Source organism: Albidovulum salinarum, assembly GCF_025673475.1.
Classification (GTDB): Bacteria; Pseudomonadota; Alphaproteobacteria; order Rhodobacterales; family Rhodobacteraceae; genus Albidovulum; species Albidovulum salinarum.
Window position 1 is genome coordinate 136,205 of the sequence record NZ_JAOVQO010000002.1, and the last position, 20,813, is coordinate 157,017.

Here is a 20,813-nt window from a genome sequence, read left to right on the forward strand (position 1 = left end):
GCGGAAGGGATCAGCCTTGGCGTGTTAGCCCTTGTCGGGGTCCATGTCCATATTCCTGCGGCGCAGCATTGCCGTCACGTCAGGTGCAGGAAGACCTTCGCGACGATCTGCCAGCGGCCCTCGTGGTAAAGCAGGTTCAGCGTGTCGCGGAAATCGAGCCCCGCCCAGACATTGACCACCCGTACCAACGCCGTATCGCCGGCCACCGCGATCGACTCGATCTCATGCGGCGGCACCGGTGCATCGGCCGGGATCGCCTCGGCCTCGCAGGAGGCGATGAACTTCTCGACGCCATCCCATTCGAGCCCGCCGCCGAAATGGCCGATCGAGGCCGCCTTCGGATGGAAGACACGCGCAAGCGCCGCGCGGTCCCCGCGCGCCATCCCCTCGACATAGGTGGCGACGGTGCGGCGAATATCCTCGAAATGATCCATAAGCTCTCCCCCAAATGCGAAACGCGGCCCCTTGGGGCCGCGTTCGATCCTCGCATGAAGGGGAGCGATCTCCAAACCGCTCTCAGCTCTCCATCACATCCTCTGCCGAGGCGTCGTCATCCGAGGCCCCGAAGTCGAGCCCGTGGCTCGCCCGGATCTTGTCCTCGATCTGCCAGGCCATGTCGGGGTTGTCCCTCAGGAACTGCTTGGCGTTCTCGCGGCCCTGGCCGATACGCTCGTCACCGAAGGAATACCAGGCGCCGGACTTCTCCACGACGCCGGCCTTGACGCCGAGGTCGATGAGCTCGCCGGTCTTGGAGATGCCCTCGCCATACATGATGTCGAACTCGACCTGCTTGAACGGCGGCGCCACCTTGTTCTTGACGACCTTGACGCGGGTCGTGTTGCCGACGACCTCGTCGCGATCCTTTATCGAGCCGATGCGGCGGATGTCGAGCCGCACCGAGGCGTAGAATTTCAGCGCGTTGCCGCCGGTCGTCGTCTCCGGCGAGCCGAACATGACGCCGATCTTCATGCGGATCTGGTTGATGAAGATCACCATGCAGTTCGAGCGGCTGATCGAGGAGGTCAGCTTGCGCATCGCCTGGCTCATGAGCCGGGCATGAACGCCGACATTGCTGTCGCCCATGTCGCCCTCAAGCTCCGATTTCGGCGTCAGCGCCGCGACCGAGTCGACGACGACGAGGCTGACCGCGCCCGAGCGCACCAGCGTGTCGACGATCTCCAGCGCCTGCTCGCCGGTATCGGGCTGCGAGATCAGCAATTCGTCGAGATTGACGCCGAGTTTCTTCGCATATTGCGGGTCGAGCGCGTGTTCCGCGTCGACGAAGGCGCAGACCCCGCCCTTCTTCTGCTCCTCGGCCACGACATGGAGCGTGAGCGTGGTTTTCCCTGAGCTTTCCGGCCCGTAGATCTCGACGATCCGGCCCTTCGGCAGGCCGCCGATCCCGAGCGCGATGTCGAGCCCGAGCGAGCCCGTCGAGGTCGCCTCGATCTCCATCACCGGGTTGTCCGCGCCAAGGCGCATGATCGAACCCTTGCCGAACTGCCGCTCGATCTGCGCGAGGGCCGAATCGAGGGCTTTCTGTTTGTCTGCGGAGCGCTTGTCGTTCATGTCGAAAAGGTTCGTCACTGCCATCGGTCGCTTCCTTATTTCACACCCGGCTAAGGGCGGCAATCGCTGCTCGTGTTCTTGTCATGTTCTCATGTTTATGAGATCAAAAAGAGAACATTTCAACACGATTTTCGTCAAATCGACTTTTTCTTCTCCGGGTAAAGGATTACTTAACGGCGCCGTGTTTTTTTTGCGGCACGGACACGGGAGGCGTGATGCTTGTTTTCTGGAAGCAAAGGCTGGTCTATCTCGCGACGCCGAAAACCGGCAGCACCGCGATCGAGGCGGCGCTCGAATCGCTGGCGAGCGTCGTGATCCAGCGCCCGCCGGAGCTCAAGCATACCTCGGCCCATCGCTACTGGCGCTTCCTTGCGCCCTATCTTCAACTCGCGGCGGATGAGGATTTCCAGGTCGTCGCCGTGATGCGCGAACCGCTCGACTGGCTCGGAAGCTGGTATCGCTACCGCCAGCGGGATGACGGGCCGCGCCCCGAACGCAGCACCGCCGGGATGAGCTTCAACCAGTTCATCGAAGCCTATCTGAGCGATCCGCAGCCCGAATTCGCGAAGGTGGGGCGCCAGAGCCGGTTCCTCGTTCCCGACAAGGGACCCGGCGTCGACCAGATATTCCGCTACGACGACATGCCGGGCTTTGTCGGGTTCCTCGAGGAGCGGCTTGACTGCGAGATCAACTTGCCCCGGCTCATGGTATCGCCTCCCGGATCGCTTGAGCTCGACGGCGGACTCGAAACTCGGCTGCGTGAGGAGCTACAGCGCGACTTTTCGCTCTACAACTCGCTCAAGGATTAGGTCATCGCCGCGATGATCCAGTCGTACACGGCGCGGGCATCCTTCGTAGCACGAACAGGATCGACGCCGATCAGGTAACCCCTCCTGCTTTCGACCTGTTCCGGAACCGCCAGCACCAACGACCCCGCCTTCAGCCGGTCGTCGATGAGCCCATGCCACCCGAGTGCTATTCCAAGCCCGGCTTCAGCCGAGCGGACGACGAGATCATAGCTGTTGAATGTCGATCGCACCGCCGTTCGATGATGTTGCAGGCCGAACCGCGCAAGCCACTCCGTCCAACTCATCCACGGCGCGCCGGGTGGCGAGGCCAGATCGACAAGCGCCTCGTGCAGGAGGTCCGAAGGCCTGAGCGTCGAGCCCGACCCCTTCAGATACGCCGGACTGCAGACGGCCGACACTCGTTCCTCCATCAGGCAAACCTCACCGGGCCGCCGTTCTCTCAGCTCGCCCATGCGGATGGAGATATCCGCGAGGGACGCGTCGGCCGGGGCCGGCAATTGCGAGGCAAGGACAGAGATGTTGAGGGCCGCAAACGCCTCCCGAAGCTCGGGCATGCGCGGCAGAAGGCGGAAGGTCGCGAAGGCGAAATCCACCGAGATCAGGACCTCGGCCGTCGGCGGTCGGGTCCGGAAGGCCGACAGCCCCGCGGTGGCCAGCGCGACACCCGGCGCCACGGCCTGATAGAGATCCTGCCCTCTCCGCGTGAGCTGTATGCCACGCCTGCCGCGTTCGAAGAGCTGAACGCCGAGACCTTCCTCAAGGCTCTTCATCCGCTGGCTCAGCCGCGGCTGTGTAAGGCCCGCCGCCTCGGCGGCCGCAGAGAATTTCCCAAGCTCGGCGGCCAGGACGAACAGGCACAGGTCCGAGCTGTAGCGGCCGAACATGGCATAAGCGTTGTGAAAGTCTGTCATTAGCAGGTGTCGCTGTTTTACGCCGCAGGAACGCATATTCTCGTATGATGTGCTATTTAAAATATGCGAACTACCGCGAAGGCAAACCCGGCGCTTCACAGTGGCCGATCCCGATCCGTCGGTGCCAGGCCGTGCGACCGGTCCCGCGTTCATAGTAAGTTGGCGCGGGCACGCCAGAATCCAAGGAGCAAGACGTGAGCAGCACCTCGCAAGACAAACCGAACATCCTGATCCTCATGGTGGACCAGCTCAACGGCACGCTCTTCCCCGACGGCCCGGCCGAGTGGCTGCATGCGCCGAACCTCAGGCGCCTCGCCGCGCGTTCGGTGCGGTTCCGCAACGCCTACACCGCCTCGCCCCTCTGCGCGCCAGGCCGCGCCTCGTTCATGTCGGGCCAGCTGCCGTCGCGCACGCAAGTCTACGACAACGCGGCCGAGTTCGCCTCCGACATCCCGACCTTTGCCCATCACCTGCGCCGCGCGGGCTACCAGACCTGCCTTTCGGGCAAGATGCATTTCGTCGGGCCCGACCAGCTCCACGGCTTCGAGGAGCGGCTGACGACCGACATCTACCCCGCCGATTTCGGCTGGACGCCGGACTACCGCAAGCCCGGTGAGCGGATCGACTGGTGGTATCACAACATGGGCTCCGTCACGGGCGCCGGCGTGGCCGAGATCTCCAACCAGATGGAATACGATGACGAGGTCGCCTACAACGCGACGCGCAAGGTCTATGACCTCGCGCGGGGGCTCGATGACCGGCCTTGGTGCCTGACCGTCAGCTTCACCCATCCGCATGACCCTTACGTCGCGCGGAAGAAGTACTGGGATCTCTACGAGGACTGCGAGCATCTCCTGCCCGAGATTCCGGCGATGGAGTATGCCGATCACGACCCTCACGCGAAGCGCATCTTCGACGCCAACGACTGGCGCAACTTCAACATCACCGAGGAGGACATCCGCCGTTCCCGCCGCGCCTATTTCGCCAACATCTCGTACATCGACGACAAGATCGGCGGCATCCTCGAGGCGCTGGAGACGACGCGGCAGGAGGCGGCGATCCTCTTCGTCTCCGACCACGGCGACATGCTCGGCGAGCGGGGGCTCTGGTTCAAGATGAACTTCTACGATGGCTCTTCGCGGGTGCCGCTGATGATCGCCGCCCCCGGCCTCGATCCGCAGCGCATCGATACGGCCGTCTCGACCCTCGACGTCACGCCGACGCTGTGCGACCTCGCCGGGGTCTCGCTGGACGAAGTCATGCCCTGGACCGACGGGATGAGCCTCGTGCCGACCGCGAAGGGCACCGAGCGCACCGCGCCGGTGATGATGGAATACGCCGCCGAGGCCTCCTATGCGCCGCTCGTGTCGCTGCGTGAAGGGCGCTGGAAGTACAACCGCTGCGCGCTCGACCCCGACCAGCTCTTCGACCTCGAGGCCGATCCGCACGAGCTGACGAACCTCGCCGACGACCCGGCCCATGCCGACACGCTCGCCGCGCTGAAGGCTAAGTCCGAGGCGCGCTGGGATCTCGCCCGGTTCGACGCCGAGGTGCGGCAAAGCCAGGCGCGCCGCTGGGTGGTCTACGAAGCGCTCCGCAACGGCGACTACTTCCCCTGGGACTATCAGCCGCTGCAGAAAGCCTCGGAGCGCTACATGCGCAACCACATGGACCTCAACGTGCTGGAGGACTCGAAACGTTTCCCGCGCGGCGAGTGACGCCACCCCGCCATCGGGTTGCGGCGGGGGTGAAAGCCGTGGATGATCGCCCCCGGAACCGCATCCGGGGGCAGGCATGAAGATCGCGACCTTCAACATCAACGGCATCAAGGCGCGGGCGGAGGCCCTGCCCGCCTGGCTCGACGAGGCGTCGCCCGACATCGTGCTCCTGCAGGAGATCAAGTCGGTCGACGAGGCGTTCCCGCGCGAGCTTTTCGAGGATCGAGGATATTTCGTCGAGACCCACGGCCAGAAGAGCTTCAACGGTGTGGCGATCCTGTCGAAGATGCCTCTGGAGGACGTGACGCGCGGCCTGCCCGGCGACGATGCGGACGAGCAGGCGCGCTGGATCGAGGCGACGGTGGTCGGCAAGACGGCGGTGCGGCTCTGCGGGCTCTACCTGCCGAACGGCAACCCCGCGCCGGGGCCGAAATACGATTACAAGCTCGCCTGGATGGCGCGGATGAAGGAACGTGCTGCCGAGCTTCTGGCCGAGGAGATGCCGGTGGTCATGGCGGGCGACTACAACATCATTCCCCAATCCGAGGATGCCGCGAAGCCCGCGGCCTGGGTCGAGGACGCGCTCTTCCTGCCCGATAGCCGCGCCGCGTTCCGGCGGATCCTCAATCTCGGCTATACCGAGGCGTTCCGCACCCGCGAGCCGCGGCCCGGGCATTACTCGTTCTGGGACTACCAGGCCGGCGCCTGGGCGAAGAACAACGGCATCCGCATCGATCACCTCTTGCTCAGCCCGCAGGCCGCCGACCTTCTCAGTGACGCCGGGATCGACAAGGCGGTGCGCGGCGGCGACAAGCCCTCCGACCACGTTCCGGTCTGGATCGAACTCGGCGCCTGAGCCGCCGCACGGCGCACGGAGCGACCGTCAGTGATCGTGCGGCCCGAGCTTTCGGTGCAGCCGTGCGTCGTGGGTCCGGAAATGCTCGACGAACCAGGCTTCGAGCGCCGCGGTCAGACGCTCCGCCGCTGTCTCGGCGTCGTCCTGCGCGTCGTCCATGATGTCGCGCAGCGCGTCGAGCAGCCGCTCGTGATCGGCCTTGTGCGGCGGGTACTGGTCGTATTCGGCGCGCCGCATCTGCTTTTCCTCATGCGCGAAATGCGCCGAGATCGCCCGGAAGAGATCGCCGAAGCTGCGGTCGATATCGGCGTCGGGCCGGCCGTCGAGGATCGCCGCGGCGGCGCTGTTGACCAGTTCCACCAGTTCCTGATGCTCGTGGTCGACCGCCGGGTCGCCGACGCTGTATTCGGGTTTCCATGCGATCGGGGCCATCGTGCCCTCCCCTCAGTGCAGGTAGAACCGGCCGGTGGTCGCGTCGAAGTCGATCGCGACGCTTTCGGCCGGCGCCACCACGATATCGAACGCCGCCTCCTGGGTGAAGCCTGCCTCCGCCGGGTCGTCGCGCATCCGGACCGCGACGCGGTAGCTGCCGGCCGGTACGAGGAAGCGGTGATAGACCCGTGACGGGCCCGAACCCGAGAGCCCGCTCGGCGACAGGTCGGCGGCGAAGGCCAGTTCTCCGTCGAGATCGAGCTCGACCCGCACCGGCGCCCGGCGGCGCTCGCAGACCTGCGGCGTGCGCATGTTGGCCGGAAGCTTCGCCAGCTCCTCGGCGGTGCGGTCGCGGCAGTCGCGCACGCCGCTATGGGCGAAGCTGAGCCGGAGAAGTGCCATGTCCCCGGCCACGCTCTGCCACATGGGCCGCGCAGACAGCATGGCGACACCGAGAAAGAGCGCCAGGGTCAGCGCCCCGCCCAGTGCGAGATGCGGCCAGCGCCGGCCCCAGTCGATGCCCGGCCGGCTCATGGCGCGCTCCTTGCCCGCCTTGCGGTGCCATTGGCTTCGGCAGGCTCGGTTTCCTCGAGTGGCCGGACATTCTCGTAAGGCGGCATCGCCGCGAGCTGGTCCGAGAAGCCTTTCAGTTCGGCGGCGAGCCGCGTCGTCTCGCTCGGCCCGGCCCAGACCGTGAGGATCCGCTCGCGCGGCACGCGCCGACGGAGTTGCGGATCGCGGGTGCGGGCGAAGCGGTCACGGGTCCAGGCGCCGCCGACCCGGTTGTAGCAGTCGCGCTCGGCGCATCCGGCGACAGCGACGCCGTCGGCAAGGCCGCGGCTGATGATGAAATCCAGAAGCGAGGGCGGCGCCATCGCGACGCAAGGCAGGATGACGCGGCCGGGCGCCGCTTCGCGTCCGGCGGAGTGCGCGCAGGAGAGCGTCATCACCCGCCCCGGCCCGGTCAGTCCGCGCGCCGCAGCGATCACCTCGGCGCGAAGGTCGGTTAGCGGCCGTCCGGGCAGGTCGATCCCGGTGATCAGCTCGCCCGAGCGTCGGAACGGCGAGGAGGACGGACAGGCGCCCATGCAGATGCCGCAGGCGACGCAGCGGTCGGCATTGACCTCGACCTCGTGGCTGAAGGGCAGCCCGTCCGTGCGCGGCACCAACGTGATCGCGGCATAGGGGCAGTCCTCGACGCAGCGCGTGCAGCCGTTGCAGAACTCGAGGAACACCTTAGCGGCGGCAGCCTCGCGGCGCGGCGGCAGCCAGGGCAGGCCAATGAGAAGCAGGGTGAAGACCACGGTTCCGGCCCAGATCACGCCGGGCGGCACGCTCTCGATCACCGGGTAGAGCGACAGGAGGAACCAGTCGAGCCCAACCTGCTGCGGTACCTTCGCCAGGTCGGCGGGCCCGTCGAGATTGGCCGGCAGCGCGAGCGAGGTCGCGACAAGCGCGACCACCGTAATGAGACCAAGACCGCGCGGCGGGTTCGTCCGCGCTTCGGTGATGCGCTGGATGTGGATCCACATCAGAAGAAGCAGGAGGAGCGGGATCGCGATGTGGAGGAACACCATCAGCGTGAAGAACCGGCCCGAAAGCGTATCCGGCGCGAGGAAGTTGCGCGCGATCGGCTCGGCGAAGATGCCGAGGCTGTCGAGAAGCTCGGTCGTGGTCAGCGCGACGTATTGCGCCAGCTCGTCCCAGACCAGCCAGTAGCCGGTGATGCCGGAGAGATAGACGAACCAGATGATCGGCACGCCGGTGATCCAGGAGAACCAGCGCCGCCCCCGGTAGCGGTCCATCGCCCATTCGCGCACGAGATGGACGAACATCACCAGCACCATCAGATCCGAGGCGTAGCGGTGCACGCTCCGGGCGAGCCCGGCATGCCACCAGTGGTCGCGGCTCAGCCATTCGACCGAGCCATAGGCAGCGGTGACGCCGGTGTCGAAGAAGATGAAGAGGTAGATTCCGGTCCCCGCCACCAGCCAGAACAGGAGCCAGCCGAGCGGGCCGAGCTGGGCGAGCGGGTTCCAGTCCGGCCCGAACAGCCGGTCGAGCCCGCGTTCGACCCGGTCGAATCCGCGCCTCAGGATGTCGCGCATCAGATCGCCCCGCGCTCGGCCCGTTTCAGCGCCCGACGGCGTTCGAGCCAGAGCCGGAAGATCACGATCCCGGTCAGCACCAGCGAGAGCGCCCCGAAGAAGATGCCGAAGAAGATGCCGTAGTCGAAACGGTAGGCGCCCGTCAGCGGGTTGTAGACCGTGCAGAGGAACGAGATCCGGTCCCAGAGCCCCTCGGCCGTGATCGCCGTCGTCCTGATGCCGAGCACCAGTTCCTTCAGGGGTTCAAGGAGCACCGGCAGCGGGAAGGCCTCGCCGTACATCTGCCGGTAGACCCGGCCCTCGGCATCTAGGAGGCTCGTCTGGGTCACATGCTCGAACCCGCCCGCCCCGGCGCGGAAGGAAAAGCCGAGTTCCGTGAGCAGGGCCTCGGTCGTTGCCGGGTCGGCGCTGGCGATCTGCCAGTTCGTCACCTCGACCAGCCGGTGGGTGCCGGCAAAGCCCGCGAGCTGCGCCGGCCGGTCTCCGCTGGCATCGAAGCCGAAGGTGAGGATGTTGAAGGCGTCGTTGCCGAGCGCCTGCTGCGCCTTGAGGACGGACTCGCGCAGGTGGTCGGCGGTGATCGGGCAGACCGTGGCGCAGCTGGTGAAAATCAGCGAAACGAGGAGCGGCTTGCCGCGCAACTCCGCGAGCGTGAGCGTCCGGCCGCGATGGTCGGTCAGGACGTGGTCACTCGTCGCGTTGCCGATCGCCGCCTGGCTCGTCTCGTAGGCGATTTCCGCGTCGAGCTTCTCCGCCACGGCGGGCGACGCCGCGAGTCCGGCGAGGATGACCGCCAATGCCTTCAGGAGACCCATCTTGCGGCCCCGTCGAGCAGCACGCCGGCCGAGACCAGCGCGAAATGGAAGAGCGAGGCGCGGAAGGTCGCCATCGCGTTGCGGCGCTCTGGCGCGCGCAGGAGCCGCCAGCTTGCACGGAGGAACATCGCTCCGCCGAGGGCGGCGCAGAGACCGTAGAGCGGCCCGAGCCCATATAGCAGAGGCCCGAACGAGATCAGGACGAGGACGAGGACATGGCTGAAGATCACCGGCCCCCAGACCTCCGGCCCGGTGACGACGGGCAGCATCGGGATGCCCGCGCGTTCGTAATCGGCACCTTTTGCGGCGGCGAGCGCCCAGAAATGCGGCGGCGTCCAGAGAAAGAGCATCGCCGACAGGAGGACCGGCACCGGCGCCAGCGTCGGGCCGAATTCGGGTGCCGCCGCCGCGGCCCCTGCGAGGAGCGCGAAGCTGCCCGCCGCACCGCCGATCACGACGTTCCAGACAGTGCGGCGCTTCAGCCAGAGCGTGTAGACGACGCCGTAGGTGAAGGCGCCGCAGAAGACGAGGACGGCGGCGAGCGTGCCGCCCACCGACCAGCCCATCACCAGCGAGGCGGCGAGGAGCGCGGTGAAGGTCAAGGGCCAGATCGCGCCCGGCTTCAGCTTCCCGCTGGCGAAGGGCCGCATCGCCGTGCGCGCCATCAGCCGGTCGCTCTCGCGCTCGAAATAGTGGTTGAAGGCCCCCGCCGCGCCGGAGGCCCCAAGTACTGCGAGGGTGAAGACCAGGGCCTCGGCCCAGCCCATTTCGCCGCCGCCCGTAACGATGCCGACCAGGGCGGCGAGGGCCACGAAGGAGCCGATCCGGAGCTTCAGGATCGAGGCGGTCATCGTCAGGGCGGCGGTCATGGGCAGGCTCCGCATCGGATGGAAGGGGTCAACGGAAAAGCCAGAGTTCCGACAGGTACTTCCAGTTCACGAAGTAGTAGAGCACGAAGCAGGCGAAGAAGATGCCTACTAGGATGATCGTGCCCGGCAGTTTCAGCGTGCCGTGGCTGCCGTATTCCGCCACCGCCTCGCGGCTCTGGTCATGGAGCGGGAAGCGCATCTTCGCGCCCGGACCCTCGAGCTTCGGCCCGATCAGGATCGAGGCGACAACGACGAGGATGAACACAACCCCGCCGATCGCCGCGAGGATGGCGAAGATCCCGTTGAGCCCCATCATCAGATAGGCCGCGGCCGGATACTCGAACGCATGCGCCGCGTCGGTGAGCGAGATGTCCCAATGCCGCCGCGCCACGCCGAGCGTGCCCGCCCCCATCATGAAGAGCGAGATCCCGCCCGCGCCGATGCCGAAGAGGAACGGCTGCCATTTGGCCAGCGTCGGCCAGACGATGTCGCGCTGGAAGATCAACGGCACCACGAGGTAGGTCATCGCCATGAAGGCGAGCGTCGTGCCGGCGACGACCGTGCCGTGGAAATGGCCCGGAACGTAGATCGTGTTGTGCATCAGCACGTTCAGCTGCTCGGTCCCGAGCACGACGCCCGAGATGCCACCGATGAAGCCGAACATCACGAGCGAAAGGAACATGCCGGAGAAGGCCGGGTTGCCCCAGGGCGCCTTGGTCAGCCATTCGAACGCGCCGCGGGTGAAGCCGTTGCGGCGCTGCGCCGCCTCGATCGCGCCGGGCACCGTCAGCCCGTGGATCATCGAGCCCATGACCGCGAGATACATCATGTAGGAGGTGTTCACGATCTTCCAGGTCGAGCTCATGCCCGGCTCGGCGAGGAGGTGATGCGCCGAGGCGAGCTGCAGGAACAGGATGTACATCAGGAACGCCGTGCGGCTGACCTTTTCCGACAGCGGCTTGGCGCCGAGCACCATCGCGCCGATCGCGTACCAGATCGCGACATGGGCCGAGACGTTGATCTGCTGGCTCGAATGGCCCATGCCCCACCAGACGACCTTGTACATCAGCGAGTCGATGTTGGAGATCAAACCGAGCGACCAGAGCCAGGTCGGGATCAGGATCACCGCGCCCGAGGCGAGCGTGAAGACCGCGATGATCCCCGCCGTGATCGCCCCGAAGGTGACGAGCGGCACCGAACCGTCATAGGTGTTCTCGGCCTTCGCCACGACGAGCGTGCCGAAGAAGACCATCACCGAAACGAGCGCTCCCACCGCGAAGACGATCAGCGAGAGGTAGAACCAGTGCGAGGCCTGCATCGGCGGATACGAGGTGAACATCACCGAGGAATCGCCCCTCAGCACCGCGTAGTTCGCCATCACCGCGCCCGCGACCATCAAGAGGAAGCCGAGCCAGGCCAACCACGGCGTCGCAAGGCGGCTGCCGAGGATCACCGAGGAGGCGAAATAGAGCACCGCGATCTCGAAGAAGATGATCCAGAACAGGAGCACGTTCGCCCCGTGCCCGGTGAGCACGAGATAGAACAGCTCCGCATCGAGAAGCTGAACCGCGGGCCAGCGCGTCAGCGCCACGAGAAGCCCCATCAGCCCGCCGAGCGCGAGGAACAGCACCGCCGCGACGGCGTTGACCTTGATCAGCGCCTCGGCGCTGGAATCGACCTTCAGTCCGGTGAAGCGGCAGACGCGATAGCGCGCCCCGGCGCCGGAGACGGGAGCCGCACCATGATCAATGCTTGTCATCGTCCTTCCTCCCTCACTCGACGACGCGGATGCGCCCGGTCATCGTGTGATGCCCGACGCCGCAGAATTCGTTGCAGACGATGCCGAAGTCGCCCGTTCCGGTCGGCGTCAGCGTCACGACATGCTCGTAGCCCGGATGGACCGAGATGTTGATGTTCGTGGGCTGCAGCGAGAAGCCGTGCTGCCAATCGGCCGAGGACAGGTGAATCCGGTAGCTCTCGCCCTTCTTCAGTTCGAGGATCGGCCAGAACTCCCAGAGCCGGGCGAGGATATAGGCGTCGCCGCCCACGGGCGGCCGCACCACCGGCACGCCGTTCTCCTCGAGCGGCTGGCCGTCGGCATCCTGCGCCTGGAACTCGGCGGCGAAGGCCTCGACCCTTTCCTGGTAGCGCTCGGGCTTGACCTTGTAGGTCTCGGTCGAGAGGTTCTGTTCGCCGATGAAATGCCAGGCGATCATGAAGAAGAACATGAACAGGCCCCAGAGGAAAGCGATGACGATCCAGCCGAGCTCGATTCCGTGGATCGGTTCCTTCCACCAGAGGCGGTTTGACGGGGGTGTGATGGCCATGGTTGCGCCCTTCCTACAGCGACAGGGTCACTCGAAGACCGGAATCGAGGCGATCTCCATGACGCCCCAGATCGTGTAGAGCACCGCCGGCACGGTGATCCCGAGGAAGAGCAGCAGGAACGGATTGTCGAGAACCTGCTGCATGAAGGGAACGCGCTCGGGCGGCCCTTCGCCACCTACCTTGCCCTTGTCGGCCTTTCGCTCGGTCATTCTGGCTCCTCCCGCTCTGTGCGAAAGGGGTATGTCTGCGATCGCGTGCCTCGGAGAGTTCCGAGGCTATGCCCCGATCTCATGCCCTTTCGCCACTTCGGCGCCCGTCATGCGGAATCTGCCCCGGCAACCGGGCCGTCGCGCCAGCTTTCCGCGCGGGGTCCGAGTGAGCGGCAGGCTTCGCCGGAAAGGCGCATCCTGAGATAGGATGCTCACACAAATGTGCCTTCCGCGGCTTGACTTATATCAAGGACCAAAAGGTTCGGACTCGGGACTATCTTCCGCCACTGGGGCTAGGGGATACGCGCCTGCGGCCAATATGGTCTGGAAACGCTCGGCCGTTCAGGGCTTGGACCGTGCCAGACGTTCGGGCTCAATGTACTGAAATTGCACGGCTTTCGACGCTCCGGCAGGACTTTCGAACAGACCGGCCACGCGCCGCCTGCATCCGTTGCCCGCGCCAACGCCTGCGGGCGGCGGCCTCATGACGGCCGCCGCTACCCTCGCGGTGCCAAGCGATTATCCGAGCCGGTAGTTCGGGCTCTCTCGCGTGATCTGCACGTCGTGGACATGGCTCTCCTTGAGCCCTGCCCCCGTGATCCGAACGAAACGGCAATTCTTGCGCATCTCGGCCACGGTGCGGTTGCCGGTGTAGCCCATCGCCGCGCGCAGGCCTCCGACGAGCTGGTGGACGACGGCGGCCGCGGACCCCTTGTAGGGCACCTGGCCTTCGATCCCCTCGGGCACGAGCTTGTCCGACGCCGCATCCTTCTGGAAGTAGCGGTCGGCCGAGCCGCGCGCCATCGCGCCGAGCGAACCCATGCCGCGATAGCTCTTGAAGCTGCGGCCCTGGTAGAGGATGACCTCGCCGGGGCTCTCGTCGGTGCCGGCGATGGCCGAACCCACCATGGTGCAGGAGGCGCCCGCCGCGATCGCCTTGGCGAAATCGCCGGAATACTTGATGCCGCCGTCGGCGATCACCGGGATGTCCCCGGCCGCGCCGGCCGCATCCATGATCGCGGTGAGTTGCGGCACGCCGACGCCCGCGACGATCCGCGTCGTGCAGATCGAGCCCGGTCCGATCCCGACCTTGACCGCATCCGCCCCGGCAGCGATCAGCGCCCGGGTGGCTTCGGCGGTAGCGACGTTGCCCGCCACGACCTGGACCGCGTTCGACAGCGCCTTGATCCGCTCCACCGCCTTCGCGACGCCCTCGCTGTGGCCATGCGCGGTGTCGATCACCACCATGTCGACGCCCGCGTCGATCAGCGCCTGCGACCGTTCGAACCCGGCATCGCCCACCGTCGAGGCGGCGGCGACCCGCAAACGGCCGAGATCGTCCTTGCAGGCATGGGGATTGAGCACCGCCTTCTCGGTGTCCTTGAGCGTCAGGAGCCCGGTCAGCTTGCCCTGCCCGTCCGTGACCAGCAGCTTCTCGATCCGCCGCGCCTTCATCAGGCCCTTGGCCTCTTCGAGATCGGCGGGCTCGGTCAGCACCGCGAGGTTCTCGGCGGTCATCATCACCTTGACGGGGGTGTTGTCGTCCGAGGCGAAGCGCATGTCGCGATTGGTCACGATGCCCACGACGCGGCCCGCGTCGTCGATCACCGGAAAGCCGGTCACCGAGTAACGCTCCTGCAGCATCTTCGCATCGGCCAGCGTCTGGTCGGGCTTGAGCGTGATCGGGTTGTAGACGACACCGCTTTCGAACCGCTTCACGCGGCTCACCTCGGCCGCCTGCTCCGCGATCCCGAGGTTGCGGTGAATGACGCCAATGCCGCCGGCCTGGGCCATCGCGATCGCCATCCGCGCCTCGGTCACGGTGTCCATCGCGGAGGACAGGAGCGGGATGTTCATGCGGATCGACTTGGTCACATGGGTCGAAGTGTCCGCATCGGAGGGCAGAACGCTCGACGCCGCCGGAACAAGAAGCACGTCATCGAAGGTGAGAGCCTCGCGAATCTCCATGGGGAACCTCGTAGGGGAGCTTTCGTTTGGCGCTCCCCTGTTTCATGCGGGGGGCCGGATGGCAAGCCCTAAATCCGCCGAGCCGGCATCGCGCGTGCTCAGGCCGTCGCCGCGTTGGTCTTGATGGCGAGTTGCCCGCGCGCCCAGAGCCGGAGCATCTGGAACGCGATCGCCGGCACGATGAGCGTTGCTGCGACGAGTAGCACGCCTCCCGGCACCCGCCAGAACCAGCCGACGGCCAGCCACAGGTTGGCGGTCGCCGCGAGCGGGAAGGTGAAGGCACCCCAGAGCGGGGAGAAACCCGCCTCGGTCAGCCAGAAGACCCGGGCAACGAACCATGCGAGCATGAGCGCCGCGATCCCGGCGCAGCCCAGCGATACGGCGTGAAGCTCCAGCGCCTCGGCCACCAGGCCCAGAAGCGCGACCGGCGCGAGATGGATCGACAGCAGCGGCCGGAGCGGCGAAGGCACCCCGTCCTTGACGATCTGCTCGAAGCTGACCGACCAGATCAGCGCCGCGATGAGCGCTGTGGCGAAGAAGAGCACGAGCGCCAGAACATAAAGCTCGAGCACCGTCGCGGCGAGCGCGCCGACGATGAACCCGACGAAGGTGAGATGCCAGACCGGGGTCACCCGGCGCTGCTCGGGCGGGCTCGTGAAGAATTGATGCACCAGCAGGGCGACTAGGATCCAGTGCAACCCGAACCCCGCCATCAGGACGCCGTAGGCCGCGCCGGCATGATAGGGCGCGAACGTGATCGACAGGAGATACCAGCACAGGACCGCCGCGGCGACGCCGGCGCGGCCGGGCAGAATGCGCAGCTCCTCGACGATCACGCGCGGGCGCCGCGCGAGTTTGGCGCCGTAGCCGAAGAACGAGAACACGAAGAGTAGCGTCGTCGCGCCGAGGATCGCTTCCCCGACCCCGCCGGAAATCGCGAAGCTGTCTGCGGCCCGCCGCCAGCCGAGGCCGAGGCCAAAAAGCCCCATGATCGCCGGAAAGACTGCCGGAGGCATGCGCCGGAACAAGCCCGGCGGCGTCGGGGCCGGAGGTTTGAATGCCATGATCTGCCTCTGTCTTTTCTCTAAACCTGCCGTGCTGGACCGTAATTTGCGAGCGGAAAGCGCATAGAGCGCGTAATTTTCCTTTCAGGCGCGGCCTCGATGCCGCTTGTCGTCTATGCGATGCCGCTTGGCGCCTCTACTCTGGTCCCGCAAAGGGAGGTGACCATGAGCACGCATGGCTATGAGACCGGGCGGCTGAACCTGCCGTTCGTCGGAATCGCGACTTTCGGCAAGCGACCCCATGTCGCGGACTGGGAGGCGATCGACGCCGACGTCGCGATCCTCGGCGCGCCCTTCGATTTCGGCACCCAGTTCCGCGCGGGAGCACGCTTCGGCCCGCGCGCGGTGCGCGAGGCCTCGACGCTCTTTTCCTTCGGCCACGCCGGCGCCTACGATCACGAGGACGACGTGACCTATCTCGGCGCCGATGTCCGCATCGTCGACATCGGCGATGCCGACATCGTCCATACCGACACCGAGAGGAGCCACGCCAACATCGAGGCCGGGGTCCGCGCGATCCTCAAGGCCGGCGCGCTGCCAGTCGTGATCGGTGGCGACCACTCGGTCAACATTCCCTGCATCCGTGCATTCGACGGCCAGGGACCGATCCACATCCTGCAGATCGACGCCCATCTCGATTTCGTCGACGAACGCCACGGCGTGCGTCACGGCCACGGCAATCCGATGCGGCGGGCGGCCGAAAAGGACTATGTGACGGGGCTGACCCAGCTCGGCATTCGCAACGTTTCATCGACGGCGAAGGAAGGCTATGACGCGGCCCGCGCGATGGGAGCCGACATCCTCTCGGTGCGCCAGGTCCGCAAGCTCGGGCGCGACGGCGTTCTGGCGCGGATTCCCAAGGGCGCCCGGCTCTATGTCACAATCGACATCGACGGCTTCTGCCCCTCGATCGCACCGGGCACCGGCACGCCGTCGCAGGGCGGTTTTCTCTATTACGAGGTGCTGGAGATCCTGCAGGGCGCGGCGCTGGCGCATGAGATCGTCGGTATCGACCTTGTCGAGGTCGCGCCCGACTACGATCCGACCGGCTCGACCGCGATCCTTGCCGCGCAACTGCTTCTGAACTTCCTCGGCTTTGTCTTCCATGCCCGCGGGCAGGCATGACGGGACTACCCGCGCCGGTCGCGGCCGCCCTCTGGATGATCGGCTCGATCACGGGATTCTGCATCCTCGCGGTCTCGGGGCGCGAGATCGCCCCCGCGCTCGACACGTTCGAGATGATGCTCTACCGCTCGCTGATCGGCGTCGCCGTGGTCGTGAGCGTGGCCGTCGCGACCGGCCGGGCCACAGAGATCACCACCCGCCGCCTCCATGTCCATGGGCTGCGCAATGTGCTCCACTTCGCCGGGCAGAACCTCTGGCTCTATGCGCTCGCGCTGATCCCGATGGCGCAGCTCTTCGCCTTAGAATTCTCCTACCCGATCCTCGTCGCGCTTGCCGCGCCGCTCCTTCTCGGCGAGCGACTGACGCCGGTGAAGCTCGCCGCCGCTCTGATCGGATTCGCCGGAATCCTGATCGTCGCCCGCCCCTTCGGCGGCGGCCTGTCAATCGGCCTGGTGGCGGCGCTGCTCTGCGCGGTCGGCTTCGCAGGCTCGGCCATCGTCACCAAACGGCTCACGCATGTAGCGTCGGTCACCTGCATCCTCTTCTGGCTTGCGGTGATGCAATCTGCGTTCGCGTTGATCTGCGCCGGCGCAGACGGTGCCATCGCCCTGCCCTCCCACGCGGTCCTGCCATGGTTACTGGCCATGGGCCTCGCCGGGCTCGGCGCGCATTTCAGCCTGACCAAGGCGCTCTCGCTCGCGCCCGCCTCCGTTGTGACCCCGATCGACTTCCTGCGCCTGCCGGTGATCGCCGTCATCGGCATGATCTTCTACGCCGAGCCGTTCGATTTCTGGGTTCTCGCCGGTGGCGCGATCATCCTCGCGGCGAACTGGCTGAACATACGTGCAAGGGGTGCAGCAGTGCCGTTACGTCACAAACTCAAGGTAGTTTGACAGGACGTGACGTCATTCATTGACGCCGCAAAGGCGCCGCCCGTACCGTCGCCGAACAATAAACATACACGTTAGGGATGAGGATCGATGGGACGTGTGATAATGGCGGCGGGCGCCTTTGCCATGGGTGCAACGTCAGCTGTGGCGGGGGGACTCGAACGCTCCCCGCAATCAGTGGCAATTCTCTTCGAGCAGGGCAATTACGCCGAGTTCTCGATCGGCGGCATCAATCCCGATGTCAGCGGCACCGTCGCCGGCGGCGCGCTGTCGAGCGGCGACATGACCACGGGCTACGGCACCTTCTCGTTCGGCTACAAGCACGCGCTGAACGACAAGGTCGATCTCGCGCTCATCATCGACCAGCCGGTCGGTGTGAACGTGAGTTATCCGATCAGCGCCGCGCCCTATCCGTTCGCGGGATCGACGGCCGATGTCGACTCGCTCGCGTTCACGGGCCTCATTCGCTACAAGCTGCCGCAGAACTTCTCGGTCCTTGGCGGCGTGCGGACCGAGACCGTCGACGGCGTGGTGGGGATCCCGCTCTTCTCCTACACGATGACGGCCGACGGCGACCGCCAGTGGGGCTATGTCCTCGGCGTGGCCTGGGAGAAGCCCGAGATCGCGGCCCGCGTCGCGCTGACCTACAATTCGGCGATGACCCATACGCTCTCGGCGAACGAAAACTTTTCGCCGGTGCCGACCGAGTTCGAGACCGAGATTCCGCAATCGGTGAACCTCGAGTTCCAGACCGGCATCGCGAAAGACACGCTTCTCTTCGGCTCGGTCCGCTGGGTCGAATGGTCGGTGTTCGATATCACGCCGCCCGCGTTCAACTCGGTCGTCGGCGGCTCGATCGCCAATATCGACGATGACACGGTCTCCTACACGCTCGGCCTCGGCCGGCGGTTCAACGAAACCTGGTCGGGCGCCGTCACGCTCGGCTACGAGCCTTCCACCGGCTCGCCGACCGGCAACCTCGGGCCGACCGACGGCTACCGCAGCATCGGGGTCGCGGCGACCTATACCCGTGGCAACATCAAGGTCACGGGCGGCCTTCGCTACGTCGACATCGGCGACGCCACCACCCGCGGCGTCAACGGGAACTTCACCGGCAACGAAGGCATCGGCGCCGGTCTGCGCATCGGCTACAGCTTCTGAAACCGGCGCTTGCGCCTGATTGACGGCCCCGCCTCCACCCGGCGGGGCCGTTTTCATTCACGCCTGCAATGTAGCGCCCACTCCGCCGGGGATGCAGATTTTTCGTGAAAATCCCGCCGCATGCAGTTAGGAGCGGGGACGACACGAGCAGGAAGGCGGCGATGATCTACGAGACGGCACAGGACTGGCGCGCAGCGGACCGCAAGCGCGTGTTGCTTTTCGGCATGTCGGGGCTGGGCAAGACCCATGTCTCGAACCTGCTCAGAGATAGCGGCGACTGGTTCCACTACTCCGTCGACTACCGGATCGGCACCCGCTACATGGGCGAGCACATCGCCGACAACTTCAAGCGCGAGGCGATGCGCGTGCCGCTCCTGCGCGAGCTCTTGATGACGGACAGCGTCCACATCACCTCGAACATCACCTTCAACAACCTGTCGCCACTCTCGACCTATCTCGGCAAGCCGGGCGACTCGGCCAAAGGCGGCCTGCCCTTCGCCGAATACATGCGCCGCCAGGACCAGCATCGCCGGGCCGAGATTTCGGCGCTGCTCGACACCCCCCATTTCATCGACCGCGCGCGGGAGCTTTACGGCTATTGCCACTTCGTCTGCGATTCCGGCGGCTCGATCTGCGAGGTGGTGGACCCCGACGACCGCTCCGATCCGGTGCTCACCGCGCTCTCCGGAGCCGCACTCATGGTCTGGATCAAGGGCTCGGAGGCGCATACCGAAGAGCTGATCCGCCGCTTCGACCGCGCCCCGAAGCCGATGTACTACCAGCCCGACTTCCTTCGCGCCGCCTGGTCCGATTACCTGGCCGAGACCGGCGTCGCCGAGGACAAGGTCGACCCCGATGCCTTCGTGCGCTGGACCTATGCCCGCGCGCTCGCCCATCGCCAGCCGATCTACGCGGCGATGGCGAAGAACTGGGGCGTGAGCGTCACCGCCGAGGAGGTGGCCACGGTCCGCACCCCCGCCGATTTCGAGTCCCTCGTCGCCCGCGCCCTTGAGGCGCGGGGCTGAACCGACTATCTCGGCCGTTCCACAGGAGATTTACGGATGCCCATCACCCTGCCCGCGACGCTCCCCGCCTTTGAGGTTCTCTCGAAGGAAGGCGTCATGGTGATGACGCCCGACCGCGCCGCGCATCAGGACATAAGGCCGATCCGGATCGGGCTCCTGAACCTGATGCCGAAGAAGATCCAGACCGAGAACCAGTTCGCCCGGCTGATCGGCGCGACGCCCTTGCAGATCGACTTCCAGCTCATTCGCATGAGCGAGCACCAGACGAAGAACACCGCCGCCGAGCACATGGAGGCCTTCTACCGCCCCTTCGAAGCGGTCAGGAACGAGAAGTTCGACGGGTTGATCATCACCGGCGCGCCGATCGAGCATCTGCCGTTCGAGGAGGTCACCTACTGGGACGAGCTCCGCGAGGTCTTCGACTGGACCCAGACCCACGTCCATTCCACCTTCGGCGTCTGCTGGGGCGGGATGGCGATGGCATACCATTTCCACGGCGTGAAGAAGCACATCCTCGACCACAAGGCCTTCGGCTGCTTCCGCCACCAGAACCGCGCCCCGGCCTCGCCCTATCTTCGCGGCTTCTCCGACGATTTCGTGATCCCGGTCAGCCGCTGGACCGAGATGCGCCAGGACGAGGTCGACCGGGCCGAAGGTCTGAAGACGCTTCTTGGCAGCGACGAGGTCGGGCCCTGCCTGATCGAGGACGTTTGCCACCGCGCGCTCTACATCTTCAACCACTTCGAATACGACTCCGGCACGCTGAAGGAGGAGTACGACCGCGACGTGGCCAACGGCACGCCGATCAACGTGCCGATGAACTACTACCCGGACGATAACCCGGCCCGGCAGCCCCTGAACCGCTGGCGCAGTCACGCGCATCTCCTCTACGGCAACTGGATCAACGAGATCTACCAGTCGACGCCGTTCGACCTCGCTGCAATCGGCGCCTGATC

21 protein-coding genes are annotated in these 20,813 nt (G+C 66.1%); 8 read left to right on the forward strand and 13 right to left on the reverse strand.

The window, feature by feature from the left end; genetic code table 11:
- Positions 1-74: 74 nt before the first annotated feature.
- Both OEZ60_RS02685 and recA read right to left on the reverse strand, forming a co-directional pair.
- Positions 75-434: a nuclear transport factor 2 family protein gene (locus OEZ60_RS02685; protein ID WP_263332961.1), complete on the reverse strand. Its 360-nt coding sequence runs from the start codon at positions 432-434 to the stop codon at positions 75-77.
- An 82-nt stretch (positions 435-516) separates the two neighbouring features.
- Positions 517-1,593 carry a recombinase RecA gene (gene recA, locus OEZ60_RS02690; protein ID WP_263332962.1) on the reverse strand — a complete coding sequence of 359 codons (1,077 nt, stop codon included), beginning with the start codon at positions 1,591-1,593 and terminating at the stop codon, positions 517-519.
- Positions 1,594-1,784: 191 nt separating this feature from the next.
- On the opposite strand from recA, the gene OEZ60_RS02695 reads away from it, so the two are divergent.
- Positions 1,785-2,378, forward strand: coding sequence for a sulfotransferase family protein (locus OEZ60_RS02695; RefSeq protein WP_263332965.1), 594 nt, complete (start codon positions 1,785-1,787; stop codon positions 2,376-2,378).
- Here the strand turns inward: OEZ60_RS02695 and OEZ60_RS02700 are convergent.
- The gene (locus OEZ60_RS02700) at positions 2,375-3,289 is read right to left on the reverse strand and encodes a LysR family transcriptional regulator (protein ID WP_263332967.1); all 915 of its coding nucleotides are present in this window, start codon (positions 3,287-3,289) and stop codon (positions 2,375-2,377) included. The two genes, OEZ60_RS02695 and OEZ60_RS02700, sit on opposite strands and share 4 nt — an antisense overlap.
- A 194-nt stretch (positions 3,290-3,483) precedes the next feature.
- On the opposite strand from OEZ60_RS02700, the gene betC reads away from it, so the two are divergent.
- Together betC and xth are read left to right on the forward strand one after the other, a co-directional pair.
- A complete protein-coding gene (gene betC / locus OEZ60_RS02705) occupies positions 3,484-5,007 on the forward strand; it encodes a choline-sulfatase (RefSeq protein ID WP_263332969.1) in 1,524 nt (507 codons plus the stop codon).
- A 76-nt stretch (positions 5,008-5,083) separates the two neighbouring features.
- On the forward strand, positions 5,084-5,863 hold the full coding sequence (xth, locus tag OEZ60_RS02710; RefSeq protein ID WP_263332971.1) for an exodeoxyribonuclease III: 780 nt from the start codon (positions 5,084-5,086) through the stop codon (positions 5,861-5,863).
- Between the two features lie 27 nt (positions 5,864-5,890).
- Here the strand turns inward: xth and OEZ60_RS02715 are convergent, their stop codons facing one another.
- From OEZ60_RS02715 to OEZ60_RS02760, 10 genes are all read right to left on the reverse strand, one after another.
- The gene (locus OEZ60_RS02715) at positions 5,891-6,295 is read right to left on the reverse strand and encodes a bacteriohemerythrin (protein ID WP_263332973.1); all 405 of its coding nucleotides are present in this window, start codon (positions 6,293-6,295) and stop codon (positions 5,891-5,893) included.
- 12 nt (positions 6,296-6,307) lie between these two features.
- Entirely contained in the window at positions 6,308-6,829 is a 522-nt protein-coding gene (locus tag OEZ60_RS02720; RefSeq protein WP_263332975.1) for a hypothetical protein, read from the reverse strand.
- Entirely contained in the window at positions 6,826-8,403 is a 1,578-nt protein-coding gene (locus OEZ60_RS02725) for a cytochrome b N-terminal domain-containing protein (RefSeq protein WP_263332977.1), read from the reverse strand. The genes OEZ60_RS02720 and OEZ60_RS02725 overlap by 4 nt, the downstream gene beginning before the upstream one ends.
- The gene (locus OEZ60_RS02730) at positions 8,403-9,218 is read right to left on the reverse strand and encodes an SCO family protein (protein ID WP_263332979.1); all 816 of its coding nucleotides are present in this window, start codon (positions 9,216-9,218) and stop codon (positions 8,403-8,405) included. Before OEZ60_RS02730 ends, OEZ60_RS02725 begins: the two co-directional genes overlap by 1 nt.
- A complete protein-coding gene (gene cyoE, locus OEZ60_RS02735) occupies positions 9,206-10,087 on the reverse strand; it encodes a heme o synthase (RefSeq protein WP_263332981.1) in 882 nt (293 codons plus the stop codon). Before cyoE ends, OEZ60_RS02730 begins: the two co-directional genes overlap by 13 nt.
- Before the next feature lie 28 nt (positions 10,088-10,115).
- On the reverse strand, positions 10,116-11,846 hold the full coding sequence (locus OEZ60_RS02740) for a cbb3-type cytochrome c oxidase subunit I (protein WP_263332983.1): 1,731 nt from the start codon (positions 11,844-11,846) through the stop codon (positions 10,116-10,118).
- 13 nt (positions 11,847-11,859) lie between these two features.
- Positions 11,860-12,414: a cupredoxin domain-containing protein gene (locus OEZ60_RS02745; RefSeq protein ID WP_263332985.1), complete on the reverse strand. Its 555-nt coding sequence runs from the start codon at positions 12,412-12,414 to the stop codon at positions 11,860-11,862.
- Positions 12,415-12,441: 27 nt separating this feature from the next.
- On the reverse strand, positions 12,442-12,624 hold the full coding sequence (locus tag OEZ60_RS02750) for a hypothetical protein (RefSeq protein WP_263332987.1): 183 nt from the start codon (positions 12,622-12,624) through the stop codon (positions 12,442-12,444).
- 519 nt (positions 12,625-13,143) lie between these two features.
- A complete protein-coding gene (gene guaB / locus OEZ60_RS02755; protein WP_263332988.1) occupies positions 13,144-14,592 on the reverse strand; it encodes an IMP dehydrogenase in 1,449 nt (482 codons plus the stop codon).
- Positions 14,593-14,690: 98 nt separating this feature from the next.
- Entirely contained in the window at positions 14,691-15,656 is a 966-nt protein-coding gene (locus OEZ60_RS02760; RefSeq protein WP_263332990.1) for a TDT family transporter, read from the reverse strand.
- 165 nt (positions 15,657-15,821) lie between these two features.
- On the opposite strand from OEZ60_RS02760, the gene speB reads away from it, so the two are divergent.
- The 5 genes from speB to metA all read left to right on the forward strand — a co-directional run bounded on the left by speB (position 15,822) and on the right by metA (position 20,811).
- The gene (speB, locus tag OEZ60_RS02765; RefSeq protein ID WP_263333250.1) at positions 15,822-16,781 is read left to right on the forward strand and encodes an agmatinase; all 960 of its coding nucleotides are present in this window, start codon (positions 15,822-15,824) and stop codon (positions 16,779-16,781) included.
- Positions 16,778-17,674 carry a DMT family transporter gene (locus OEZ60_RS02770; protein ID WP_263332992.1) on the forward strand — a complete coding sequence of 299 codons (897 nt, stop codon included), beginning with the start codon at positions 16,778-16,780 and terminating at the stop codon, positions 17,672-17,674. The genes speB and OEZ60_RS02770 overlap by 4 nt, the downstream gene beginning before the upstream one ends.
- Before the next feature lie 87 nt (positions 17,675-17,761).
- On the forward strand, positions 17,762-18,832 hold the full coding sequence (locus OEZ60_RS02775; RefSeq protein ID WP_263332994.1) for an outer membrane protein transport protein: 1,071 nt from the start codon (positions 17,762-17,764) through the stop codon (positions 18,830-18,832).
- A 161-nt stretch (positions 18,833-18,993) separates the two neighbouring features.
- A complete protein-coding gene (locus OEZ60_RS02780) occupies positions 18,994-19,857 on the forward strand; it encodes an ATPase (RefSeq protein WP_263332996.1) in 864 nt (287 codons plus the stop codon).
- A 36-nt stretch (positions 19,858-19,893) separates the two neighbouring features.
- Positions 19,894-20,811 carry a homoserine O-acetyltransferase MetA gene (metA, locus tag OEZ60_RS02785; RefSeq protein WP_263332998.1) on the forward strand — a complete coding sequence of 306 codons (918 nt, stop codon included), beginning with the start codon at positions 19,894-19,896 and terminating at the stop codon, positions 20,809-20,811.
- Positions 20,812-20,813: the final 2 nt, after the last annotated feature.